Here is an 11,124-nt window from a genome sequence, read left to right on the forward strand (position 1 = left end):
CGTGTGGGTGGTCCACTAGGGGGCATGCCGGATGTCGGTCCGGTTGGCGCGGCGGCAGGATGGGCAATCCGACGTGTGCGTCGTGGACGGTAAGGGGAGATGACGGTGGCCGATCGACGGCTGGAGATCGACGGGGTATCCAAGAGGTACGGGGATGTCGTTGCCCTGCGGGAGATGACGTTCGATGTCAACGCCGGGGAGTTGTTCGGGTTCGTGGGCAGCAACGGGGCCGGGAAGACGACGACGATGCGGATCGCGTTGGGGGTGTTGGCCGCCGACGCGGGGGAGGTGCGGTGGGACGGGGAGCCGGTGACGTTGGAGACGCGGCGGCACATCGGGTACATGCCGGAGGAGCGGGGGCTCTATCCGAAGATGAAGGTCGGCGAGCAGTTGGTCTACCTGGCCCGACTGCACGGGTTGTCGACCGCCGCCGCGAAGCGGGCGGTGGCTGAGTGGACGGAGCGGCTGGGGGTGGCGGGCCGGATCGGGGACGAGGTGCAGAAGTTGAGCCTGGGCAACCAGCAGCGCGTCCAACTCGCCGCGGCGCTGGTGCACAATCCGGCGATCCTGGTGCTCGACGAACCGTTCTCGGGGTTGGACCCGGTGGCGGTGGACATCATGAGCAAAGTTTTGCAGGACAAGGCGAACGACGGCGTACCGGTGGTGTTCTCCAGTCACCAGCTCGATTTGGTCGAGCGGCTGTGTCACCGGGTCGGCATTGTCCGAAATGGACAGATGGTGGCCTGTGACACGGTCGACGCGTTGCAGGCCGGGGGGATTGAGCAGCTCGTGGTGGGGGCGCCGATGGCGCCGCCGGGGTGGGCGGACGGGTTGCCGGGGGTGACGGTGCGCGCGCACGAGGGCGCGCAGACCGTTCTCGAACTCGGCGCGGGCGCCGACGACCAGGCGGTGTTGCGGACGGCGTTGAGCACCGGGCCGGTGACGGAGTTCAGCAGGCGCAGGCAATCGCTGACCGAGTTGTTCCGCAACGTGGTCACCGAGAACGGTGAGGTGGCGGCATGAGCAAGCTTGCGAGCGAATCAGTGTCACCGCGCGTCCGCGAGGGACAGCACGGAGCTTGCGAGGGGATGTCATGAGTGAGCTGCCGGATGTGCGGATGGGGAACTGGGCGGCGGTCGGGCTGGTGGCGGGCCGGGAGATCGACACTCGGTTGCGGTCCAAGGCGTTCATCATCACCACGGCCGCGACTTTGTTGCTGCTGGTGGGTTTCACGCTCGTCATGAAGTTTGTCAGCGGCGGGTCTGACGCAACAGTCGGTGTCACGGGGGGAAGTACCGCGCTGGCGGCACCGCTGAAGAACTCCGCGGCCACCATCGGTCAGACCATCGAGACCCGCGCGGTGTCCGACGAGGCCGCCGGACGCGCGCAGGTGGACGACGGCACGCTGGACGCGTTGTTGGTGGGGGACGGCAAGAAGATCGTCGTGGTGGTGAAGAAGGAGATCGACGAGTCTCTCCGCACCGCGCTGGACGTGCTGGCGGGGCAGCTCGCGCTCAATCAGGAGATCCGGGATCTCGGCGGCGATCCGGCGAACGTCAGCGAGGCGGTCGCGGGGGCGAGGGCCGAGGTGCGGCCCCTCGAACCGCCGTTCGACTACCAGGGCCAGCAGCTCGTCATCGGGATGATCGCGGGCATCCTGATCTACATGTCTTTGCTGATCAACGGCCAGTCGGTGGCGCAGGGGGTGGTGGAGGAGAAGTCGAGTCGGGTGGTCGAACTGCTGCTCGCCACTATTCGGCCGTGGCAGCTCATGGCGGGCAAGGTGCTCGGCATCGGGGCGGTGGGCCTGGTGCAGATGCTTGTCATCGGCGGGGTCGGGATCGGGGTGGGGTTGGCAACGGGCGTGCTGACCATCTCGGTCGGCGCCGCCGTCGGCACCGTGGTGTGGCTGGTTGTCTGGTTCCTGCTGGGATTCTTCGCCTACTCACTGGTTTTCGCCGCGCTCGGCGCGCTGGTGTCGCGGCAGGAGGACGTGGGCGGGGTGATCACGCCGCCGCTGATGTTCGTGATCCTCGGGTACGTGCTGGGCATCTCGATCCTGCCCACCGACCCGGGCAACCGGCTGATCGAGATCCTGTCGATCATCCCGCTGTTCGCCCCGACGCTGATGCCGATGCGGCTGGCCATGGGTGGCGTGCCCGCGTGGGAGGCAGGGCTCGCGGTGGTGCTGGTGCTCGCGCTGATTCCGGCCCTGGTCTGGCTTTCCGGCCGGATCTACCGCAACGCGGTGATGCGCAGCGGCGCCCGGGTCAAGCTTTCCGAGGCCCTGCGCGCGGCCTGACAACAACAAAGACGGGCTCCTCACGGCGAGGGGCCCGTCTTTGGTGTCTACTTGGAATAGACGTCGAACTCGTAGAGTGAGTAGCCGTGCTCGGTTGCCCTTGTCACGCCTTGCATCCGCACGAACCGGGCGTCGGTCCGGGCGAAGGTCGCGATGTCGGTGCCACCGTCGCCGGTGGTGGTCGACCAGACGTCGCGCCAGGTGGTGCCGGTGGTGGAGACCTGGATGCGGTACGCCGACCCGTAGGCGGCTTCCCACTTCAGTACGGCCCGTGACACCGGCCGCACCGACCCGAGGTTGACGGTGAACGACTGGTTGTCACCGCGTTCGCTCGCCCAGCGGGTGTCGAGGTTGCCGTCGATCGCGTTGTGCGGCGGCAGGCTGTAGAACAAGCCGCGTTCGTAGCTGCTCGCCGTCGCGCTCGCGCCTGCCGAGAGGTTGGCGATGGCGTCGCCGCGTCGGGCCGGGAACTGTACGACCTGTTGGTACGTCGGCCGGTTCTGGGTGCTGATCGGCTTGTGGGTGAGACCACCGAGTGCATTGTGGACGATCGCGTCCGCGCACCACTGGTCGCCCGCCGCGCAGTTGCCGTCGCCGCGGTAGACCTGCTCCTTCGGCGTGGCCGCGGCCTGCTTGAGCGTGTCCAGCAGGATCTGCCTGCACTGCCCGACGTTCCCGGCACCGCAGAACTGGGCGCCGAGCGGGGCCTGGACCGGGTCGCCCAGGATCGTGCGGAGATCCTTGTGCACATAGCCCCACCAGCCCGACTGGTAGGACGAGCCCTGGTGGGCGTTGTTGGTCGACGGCGTCTCGTCGATCTTGATGGTGCGGGTCAGCTCCGTGTACGCGGCATCGCCGAGACCGGGCTGGAACTGCGCCTTCACCAGCAGCGGCCACCACGCGTCGAGCAGCTTGACGGCGTTGGCGTTGGCGTAGGTCTTGCTGCCCTGGGTGGTTTCCTTGCGCTGCCCGCCCGCGGCCTTCCACTGCTTCAGTTCGGCCACCGCGGTCGCGGTCGCCGGATCGCTGATCGCGCCGTCGCCGATCACCCGGAACAGCAGCGGCAGGATGCGCTCGGCCCGCAGGTCGACCAGCGCCGCCTCGGCCATCGCCTTGGTCAGGCTCACCCGGTCGACCGGGGTTCCGCTCCGCACCAACGTCTTCACCCGCGCGTCGAGCAGATCGCCGCGGTGTACCGACTGGCGTTCCAGCCCCGCGGCCGCGGTACCCGGTGCCTGGCCGTTGTTCCACGAGATCAGGTAGTCCTGGTTGACCGCGTTCGCGTGCTGCTCGTCCGGGGTGTACGCGGCCCGGTTGGTGTCCGGGTTCCAGTTCACCCAGTCGTAGCCAGCGTTCGCCAGCACCGGCATGCTCGGGTCCACAGTGGACTGGCGGACCGGGTTGCTGCCGGAGTTGTAGTACGCGATGTCGTCGGCGTCGGCGTAGAACCAGTTGAACGTGAAGGACACGTCCGCCGCCGCGCGCTGGAAGTCGGCCGCCGAGCGGATCGCGTCGGGGTCGTTGAACTGCTGGAAGCCGATCACGGCGTCCAGTTCGTGCTGGTAGGTCGAGCGGAGCTGGGAATAGGCCACGGGCCTGCCGCCGATGGTGCCGCGGTGGGTCACCGGGCCGTATTTCGTGCGGTAGCCGCGCAGGGTGTACGAGCCCGCTTCCGCCGGGCTGCCCACCGACTTGAACCAGGAGTTCTTGCGCTCCACCACTTCCAGCGGCACGCACTGCCCGCGCAGCCGGTAGTGCGTGCTGTCCTTGGTGACCGGGCTGCCGTCCGGGGCGCACAGGTCGACCGCGTAGGTGTCGGTGATGTCCTGGCCGGAACTGGTCGCGCTCCACGAGTAGTCCTGGCCGCGGCCGAGCAGCACGTAGAAGCTGATGCCCGCGAACGACGCGCCGCGCGCGCTGATGCCGGGGCCCTGGAGTTCCTGCAGCATCAGCAGTTGCGGGGCGAAGTAGCCGGTCTGCGGGCCGAACACGGCCACCGGGTTGCCGTTCGCGGTGTGTGCGCCGGAGACCAGCAGCGCGTTGGACATGCCGTGCTTGTTCTCCAGCAGGTCGCCGGGGAGCACGCCGTCGGCGAGGATTCCCTTGGCGGCCTCCAGGTTCGGCTTGCCGTCGGGAGTGGTCGGGGAGATGCCGTTCGGCACCGTGACGTCCGTGCGGGCCCGCGGCGCCGTGGCGGTCGCGGCCGTGCCGGTGCGGTCGAACACGAGCTGCTGCGCGGTCACCGAGCCCTTGTCCGGCAGCGCCGCGCCCTGCGGGTTCGCGGGCCGCTTGCCGTACGGGAAGCTTTGTCCGTTGTGGACGGTGGTGATGTGCTCCGGGTCGTCCTCGGCGCGCATGCCCTGCCAGACCCGCTCGCCCTCGACCACGCCGTAGCGCTCCTGGATGGCGAGCTTCGCGATCGCGGCCTGCACCTCGCCGCCGCCGCCCCCGCCGAACTGGGCGCCGATGACCGAGGAGATCACCGCGAGGTCGGTCAGCTTGAACGGCTCGATCCTGCCCGCGTTGGTGATCGCGTCCACGTGTCCGAGCAGCACGTACTCGCCGGGGAAGTACCGGCCGGTGTACGCCTCGCGGATGTACTGGTTGATACCGTCCACATAGGACCGGGCGTCGGCGATGGCGAGTGCCCCGCGCGGGCCCAACGCGGCGGCATCGTCGACCTGGCGCTGTAGTTCGGCCTCGGTGTACGGGGCGTCGGCGAAGAAGCTCTGCTCCAACTGCTGGTTCGCCGCGGCGCCACCGGCGAACGGGGTGAGCTGGCCGCGGCCGACCCGGCGGAGCACGTCCATCAGGAACAGCCGGTCCTGCGCGGCGGCGTAGCCCGCGCCGAAGGTGGTGCCGGAGCGGGTGGTGCCGTAGATGTGCGGGGTGCCGGTGGCCTTGTCGCGGATGATCGTCACGTCCGCGCGGGGCTTGCGCGTGCTCTCCACCTGGTTCGGCGGCACGCCGAAGGAGGCGTCGTTGAAGAAGTTCGTGATCTTGTCGGTGGTCAGCCCGGGGTAGCCCTTGGCGAGCGCGTCGTACCTGCCGAGTTGGTCGTCGGCGTGTTTCGGCTGGGTGCCGAAAGCCTTGTGCGCCAGGATCTCCACCAGCGTGGCGCTGCCGTTCTGGCCCGGTGGGACGATGTCGGCGCACTGGCCGAGGCAGTAGTCGCCCGGGGCGAAGGAGGCGACGGCCCTGGGTGGCAGCGGTGCGGACGCGCCGTACGCGGGCTGGCCGACGACAACGCCGCCCGCCACGGCCAGCGCCGCCGCCAGGCAGGCCAGGTTTCGAGCACGTGCCATGCCGAGACTCCTCTCGCGAACGTGACGATCCGTTACGTTACCGCCGCGTGACGTGGTCGCGAAAGAGTTTCGCGTTGGGTTTTCCGGGCGTCGGGCCAGTACGCGAGCCCGTGATCACAGCGAGCTACCAGGTAAGATCCGACGGTGTACGAGCCCAGTTCGGAGTCAGGCAACGTTGCCCCGAACGGGTGAGACAACGGGCGGCAGGCGGTACCGCGGCCGCCAGTCGGGAGGCGTTGTGATCAAGGTGTTGCTCGCGGACGACGAGGACCTGGTCCGGTCGGGTCTGCGCACCATCCTGTCCAGTGCGGGCGACATCGAGGTCGTGGCCGAGTGCGACGACGGGCAGCACGTCGCCGACCTGGTCCGCCTGCACCGGCCACACGTGGTGCTGCTCGACATTCGGATGCGCTCGGCCAACGGAATCGTGGCCCTGCGCAGACTCATGGCGCTGCCCGAGCCGCCCGCCGTCTCCATGCTCACCACCTTCGACGTCGACGAGTACGTGCAGGAGGCGCTGCGCATCGGCGCGAACGGTTTCCTGCTCAAGGACATCGAGCCGGTCCAGCTCGTCAAGGCGGTGCGCGATCTGGCCAGGGGCGGCGCGGTGCTCGATCCCTCGGTCGCGGCGCGCGTGGTGCACGCGGTCGCTGACGGCGAGCGTGCCGCCGAGCCCGCGCGCAGGCTGCTCTCGGCACTGTCCGATCGGGAGCTTGAGGTCGTCGGCCTTGTCGGACAAGGGATGTCGAACGCGGAGATCGGCCACGCGCTGCACCTGTCCGAGGCCACCGTGAAGGGGTACGTGTCCTCGGTGCTCGGCAAGATCGGTGCCGCGAACCGGGTGCAGGCCGCGCTGGTCGCCTACCGGGGCGGCCTGATCGCGTAGCCGTCGTCGACCGGCTGGTGCACCTCGACGCGGTTGCGCCCGCGTCGTTTCGCCCGGTACAGCGCGACATCCGCGTTGGCGAACAGCTTCTCCAGCGGGTCCGGCCCGGTCGCCACGCCGATGCTCACCGTCGGGCGCTGCGTGGTGCCGAGCACGGCCGTCCAGTCGTGCCGGTCGACGGCGACGCGGATGCGCTCGGCCACCGCGACACCCACCGGGCTGGTCAGGCCGGTGCTGTGATCCATCGGCGATTCGCTCAGCAGCACGACGAATTCGTCCCCCGCCCACCGCGCGATCAAGTCGCCCGCCCGGCATTCCGCGCGCAGGAGTTGGGCGATCTCGCGCAGCGCGGCGTCGCCCGCGGCGTGCCCGGCGGCGTCGTTGACGCCCTTGAACCAGTCGACGTCGATCAGCACCAGCCACGGCACCCGCGCGGCGGATATGGCGCGCTCCAACAGTTCCGGCGCCGTGCGCTCCAGGCCAAGCCGGTTCGCCAGGCCGGTGAGCGGGTCGCGCGCGGCCGCCTCCTGCGCGGCCGTCGCCAGCCGTTGCGCGCGGATCGCGAGCCTGCGCTGCTCCAACGCCTGCCCCAGGCCCTCCTGCAACGTTTCCATCGCGGTGCGCCGCGAATTGATGTTGCGCCGCAACGCGTCCGCCTCGCCCACCGGGTCGCCGTTCGCCCCGCAGATGTCGGCCAGGTCCTGGGAATACCGTTGCAGCATCGAGGTGTCGTTGATCCGCTCGGCCTCGTCGACCGCGATCCGCGCGTACGCGGCGGCATCGGCGAGCCTGCCCTGCTTGCGCCGGATCGTGGCCAGCACCCAGTTGCCGACCGAGGCCACCCACCGGTCGCCGTCGGCCAAAGCCAGCGCCAGTGCCTTGTGCGCGGTGACCTCGGCCCGGTCCAGCGCACCGATTCCGGCGAGCGACGCCGCGTAGGCGGACAGCAGCGCGAGGTGGATCCGGCCGCTGTCGACCAGGCCCAGCCCTTCCTCGAACAGCGCGATCGCCTCGCGGAAGGTCGCCTCGGCCTCCTCGGGCGGCTGCTCGCAGGCCCGGAAGTTCAGCGTGCCGCCCAAGCCCTGCAACGAATGCGCCAGGATCTCCACGTCGTCGCCGGTCCGCGCCACCTCGACCGAGATCCGGCTGATGTCGAGCGACGCGCGCCGGTGGCCGATGCCTTCGAGCAGGTAACCCAGTCTGCCCAAGGTGTCCGCGGCGAACGAGCCGCGCGGCTGCTCGGCGTCGATGTCGCTCCACCCCTCGGCGGCGAGTTCGAGCGCGAGCGGGATGCGCCGCAGCCGCCACGCGGCCACCGCGCGCCTGGTCAGGATCGCCGCGCGGGTCCACGGATCGAGCCCGGGGGGCACTTTGGACAGCAGTTGGTCGAACAGGGCGTTGGCCTCGTCGTCGCGACCGGCGTCGATCAACAGCCGGACCTCGCGGTCGGCACGGAGTGCCTCGGTCGCCGCTACTTGGTCGTCCTGCCCCACACAGTCCTCGATGTCTCGCCGAACGGCCGCACGCGGCGCGATCGTGGTCAACGACACAGTGTTCAAGAGGCTACAAGGCCCCTGGGGTGCACCCCGTTCGGAGTAACGGGTCAGAGCTGGACGGTGCCGTCCGGGGACGCGCGCCACTGCTCGAACGGCCGGTCGAGGTGCCAGCGCCCGCCCGCGTAGGTCAGCACCCGGTGGTCGCAGTGCGGCGGGTTCGACAGCGACTCGAACAGCTCGATGCTCCACGAGAACATCCGCCGACACAGCAGCCGCATGGTCAGCCCGTGCGACACCACCAGCGCCGTGTCGGGGTGCGTGGGATCGACCTCGACCCGCTGCTCCAGTTCGTTGAGGAAGCTGGCCACCCGGTCGTCGACGTCCGCGCCGGACTCGCCGTGCGCGAGGCGGTAGAAGAAGTGCCCGAACTCGTGCCGTTTCTGCTTCTGGACCTGCTGCTCCACCGGGTCCTGCAGGTTGCCCCAGTCCTGCTCGCGCAGCCGCGGCTCCGGCACGAACCGCTCGACGGCGAGGTCGAGCAGCTCGAAGGTGCGCGTGGTGCGCACATACGGGCTGACGTAGGCGGCGACGGGCGCGTCGGCCAGCAGCGCCCGCAGCCGCAGGCCCTCCGCGCGCGCCTGGTCGGCGCCGTGGTCGGTCAGCGGGAGGGCGTGGTCCGGGACGCGGCAGTAGGCCAGCTCGTCGATATTGCCGAGACTTTCCCCGTGCCGCAGGAGGATGATCCGCACGCGCCTATGGTGCCCGACGCATTACAGTGCGGTCGCCGTCGAGACCCTGGAGTGTCGTAGTGATCAAGTACATCGCCCTGTACCGGCGTCCGGCCGACGCCGACGAGTTCGACGAGAAGTACTTCGGCAGCCACCTGCCGCTGGCGGTGCGGACCCCTGGCCTGGTGCGTCAGGAGATCGCGCGGGTCCAGCGCACGTTCGTGCCGGGCTTCCTCGGCGACAGCGAGCCGTACCTGATCGCCGAGCTGTACTTCGAGTCCGCGGCGGCGATGAAGGAGGCGTTCAAGTCACCCGAATGGCAGGCGTCGGGGGCGAACCTGACCGAGATCGGCGGCATGGACCTCGTCGCCATGTTCTCCGCCGAGGTCGTGGAGAACCCGTGACCGTTCCGGCGACCGTGGCCGTGATCGGCGGCGGCACGATGGGCGCGGGCATCGCGCACGTGTTCCTCGCCGCGGGCAGCGCGGTCGTGCTCGCGGAGGCCGACGCCGAGCGGGCCGCCGCGGGGGCGAAGGCCGTCGAGACGTCGCTGCGCAAGGCGGAAGACCGCGGCAAGCTGGCGGGCGGCACCGCCGACGCGCTGCTCGCCGCATTGTCCACTGTGGACAAACTGGGTGATCTGCCCGCCGATGTCGCGCTCGCGGTCGAGGCCGTGCCGGAGAACCTCGACCTCAAGCGGTCGGTGTTCGGCCAGGTCGCCGACGCCTGCCCGGACGCGGTGCTCGCGTCCAACACCTCGTCGCTGTCGATCACCGAGTTGGCCGTGGGGCTGCCGGGCGAGCGGGTGATCGGGATGCACTTCTTCAATCCGGTTCCGGTGCAGTCGCTGGTCGAGTTGGTGCACCACGCGGGGTTGTCCGCCGAGGTCACCGCCCGGGTGCGCGGCTGGGCCGAGGCGCTGGGCAAGACCGTGATCGAGGTCCGCGACTCGCCCGGGTTCGCAACGTCGCGGCTGGGGGTCGCGGTCGGCATGGAGGCGATCAGGATGGTCGAGGACGGCGTCGCGTCGCCCGAGGACATCGACACCGGCATGTGTCTGGGCTACGGCTGGCCGATGGGCCCGCTGCGGCTGACCGACCTGGTCGGCCTCGACGTGCGGCTGTCCATCGCCGAACACCTGGCCCGTGAGCTGGGCCCGCGCTTCACCCCGCCCGCGCTGCTGCGCGACAAGGTCGCCCGCGGCGAGTTGGGGCGCAAGTCCGGTCAGGGCTTCTTCTCATGGTGACGGTCCGCCCGTTCCGGGACGACGACGCCGACGACATCTACCGGCTGCGGCGCCTCTCGTTCGGTGGGCCGCGCGAGATCGACCCGAACTGGACGGACCAGCCGGGCTGGCGCGGCTTCGTCGCCGAGCTGGCCGACCGGCGCGCGGGCTTCCTCCGCATCTGGGACTACCGGCAGTTCTTCGGCGGCGTCGCCGTGCCGACCGGCGGGATCGCCAGCGTCGCGGTCGCGCCGCACGCGCGCGGCCGGGGCGTCGCCGGTGAACTCCTGCGCGCCGCGCTCGACCAGATGCGCGCGGCCGGGCAGGTCATCGCCACGCTCTACCCGTCCGTGCCGACGCTGTACCGGCGCTACGGCTGGGAGCAGGTCGGCACGCTGGAACGCGTTGTCGTGGCGCCGGAGACCCTGGCCGCCCTGCCCAAGTCCGACGTCGAGGTTCGGCCCGCCACCGAGGCCGACCTGCCCGCGCTGCGTCAGGCGTACCTGCGTATGGCGGCGGCGGTCGACGGCATGCTCGACCGTGGCGAGCCCCCGTTCACCGTGGCCCGGGTGCTCGAACTCGATGTGGTCGACGTCGTGCCCGGCCCGGACGGCCTGCGCGGCTACGTCACCGCCGACCGCCCCGACGGCGACCGCCTGATCGTCCACGACCTTGTCGCCGACGACGCGGACACCGCCCGCGCGCTGCTGCGCGGCCTGGGTTCGTGGGCCGGTCAACTCCGCGAGGTGCGGCTGCGGGTGCTCGATCCGGCTGTGCACGACCTGGTGTTGCCCCGGGTGCTGGATTCGGCCGTCGACGTGCACCCATGGATGCTGCGCGTGGTCGACCTGCCCGCCGCCGTCGCGGCGCGCGGGTGGCCGGCAGCCGAGTTTCTGCGGCCGTTCGAGGTGTCGGTCGAGGTGGTCGATGAGCACGCGCCGTGGCAGGCGGGTCGGTATCGAATCATGTTCGACGGGACGAGGGTGGTGTGTGAGCCGGGCGGCGACGGGGCGGTTCGGTTGCACGCGCGGGCGCTGGGTCCGTGGTTCGCCGGTTCGGCGGACACCGCCGCGTTGCGTCGGGCCGGATTGCTGACCGGGGAGTCGGCGGCGGGGCTGGACGCGCTGGTCGGCGGCCCGCGCCTGCTGCGAATCGCGGACGCGTTCTGACCAGCGCGCCTCT

At 70.4% G+C, this 11,124-nt stretch carries 9 protein-coding genes; 6 read left to right on the plus strand and 3 right to left on the minus strand.

All coding sequences use genetic code 11. The annotated features are described in order from the left end of the window. The first annotated feature begins 99 nt into the window (after positions 1-99). Together ACT4N7_RS19170 and ACT4N7_RS19175 are read left to right on the plus strand one after the other, a co-directional pair. Positions 100-1,023: an ABC transporter ATP-binding protein gene (locus ACT4N7_RS19170; protein WP_444830144.1), complete on the plus strand. Its 924-nt coding sequence runs from the start codon at positions 100-102 to the stop codon at positions 1,021-1,023. Positions 1,024-1,093: 70 nt separating this feature from the next. After that, the gene (locus ACT4N7_RS19175) at positions 1,094-2,302 is read left to right on the plus strand and encodes an ABC transporter permease (RefSeq protein WP_444830145.1); all 1,209 of its coding nucleotides are present in this window, start codon (positions 1,094-1,096) and stop codon (positions 2,300-2,302) included. Positions 2,303-2,349: 47 nt separating this feature from the next. Here ACT4N7_RS19175 and ACT4N7_RS19180 read toward each other — a convergent pair whose 3' ends face one another. Further along, positions 2,350-5,607, minus strand: a complete 3,258-nt coding sequence (locus ACT4N7_RS19180) for a penicillin acylase family protein (RefSeq protein WP_444830146.1) — start codon at positions 5,605-5,607, stop codon at positions 2,350-2,352. Between the two features lie 238 nt (positions 5,608-5,845). On the opposite strand from ACT4N7_RS19180, the gene ACT4N7_RS19185 reads away from it, so the two are divergent. Further along, positions 5,846-6,493, plus strand: coding sequence for a response regulator (locus ACT4N7_RS19185; RefSeq protein ID WP_444830147.1), 648 nt, complete (start codon positions 5,846-5,848; stop codon positions 6,491-6,493). Here the strand turns inward: ACT4N7_RS19185 and ACT4N7_RS19190 are convergent. Together ACT4N7_RS19190 and ACT4N7_RS19195 are read right to left on the minus strand one after the other, a co-directional pair. After that, positions 6,469-8,037: a diguanylate cyclase gene (locus ACT4N7_RS19190; RefSeq protein WP_444830148.1), complete on the minus strand. Its 1,569-nt coding sequence runs from the start codon at positions 8,035-8,037 to the stop codon at positions 6,469-6,471. The genes ACT4N7_RS19185 and ACT4N7_RS19190 overlap by 25 nt on opposite strands. 59 nt (positions 8,038-8,096) lie before the next feature. Next, the gene (locus tag ACT4N7_RS19195) at positions 8,097-8,738 is read right to left on the minus strand and encodes a histidine phosphatase family protein (protein WP_444830149.1); all 642 of its coding nucleotides are present in this window, start codon (positions 8,736-8,738) and stop codon (positions 8,097-8,099) included. Between the two features lie 59 nt (positions 8,739-8,797). Here ACT4N7_RS19195 and ACT4N7_RS19200 point away from each other — a divergent pair, with 59 nt between their 5' ends. From ACT4N7_RS19200 to ACT4N7_RS19210, 3 genes are read left to right on the plus strand one after another with little or no spacing between them, the layout of a single operon-like run. Then, positions 8,798-9,121 carry an EthD family reductase gene (locus ACT4N7_RS19200; protein ID WP_444830150.1) on the plus strand — a complete coding sequence of 108 codons (324 nt, stop codon included), beginning with the start codon at positions 8,798-8,800 and terminating at the stop codon, positions 9,119-9,121. Then, the gene (locus ACT4N7_RS19205) at positions 9,118-9,963 is read left to right on the plus strand and encodes a 3-hydroxyacyl-CoA dehydrogenase family protein (protein WP_444830151.1); all 846 of its coding nucleotides are present in this window, start codon (positions 9,118-9,120) and stop codon (positions 9,961-9,963) included. The genes ACT4N7_RS19200 and ACT4N7_RS19205 overlap by 4 nt, the downstream gene beginning before the upstream one ends. After that, positions 9,957-11,111, plus strand: a complete 1,155-nt coding sequence (locus ACT4N7_RS19210; protein ID WP_444830152.1) for a GNAT family N-acetyltransferase — start codon at positions 9,957-9,959, stop codon at positions 11,109-11,111. The genes ACT4N7_RS19205 and ACT4N7_RS19210 overlap by 7 nt, the downstream gene beginning before the upstream one ends. The last annotated feature ends 13 nt before the right edge of the window (positions 11,112-11,124 follow it).

This window comes from Actinokineospora sp. (assembly GCF_052390155.1).
GTDB lineage: Bacteria > Actinomycetota > Actinomycetes > Mycobacteriales > Pseudonocardiaceae > Actinokineospora.

Excerpts from the sequence above, each read along its gene's own strand:
- ACT4N7_RS19170 (WP_444830144.1), top strand. The coding sequence starts at position 100 with ATGACGGTGGCCGATCGACGGCTGGAGATCGACGGGGTATCCAAGAGG.
- ACT4N7_RS19175 (WP_444830145.1), top strand. The coding sequence starts at position 1,094 with ATGAGTGAGCTGCCGGATGTGCGGATGGGGAACTGGGCGGCGGTCGGG.
- ACT4N7_RS19180 (WP_444830146.1), bottom strand. The coding sequence starts at position 5,607 with ATGGCACGTGCTCGAAACCTGGCCTGCCTGGCGGCGGCGCTGGCCGTG.
- ACT4N7_RS19210 (WP_444830152.1), top strand. The coding sequence starts at position 9,957 with ATGGTGACGGTCCGCCCGTTCCGGGACGACGACGCCGACGACATCTAC.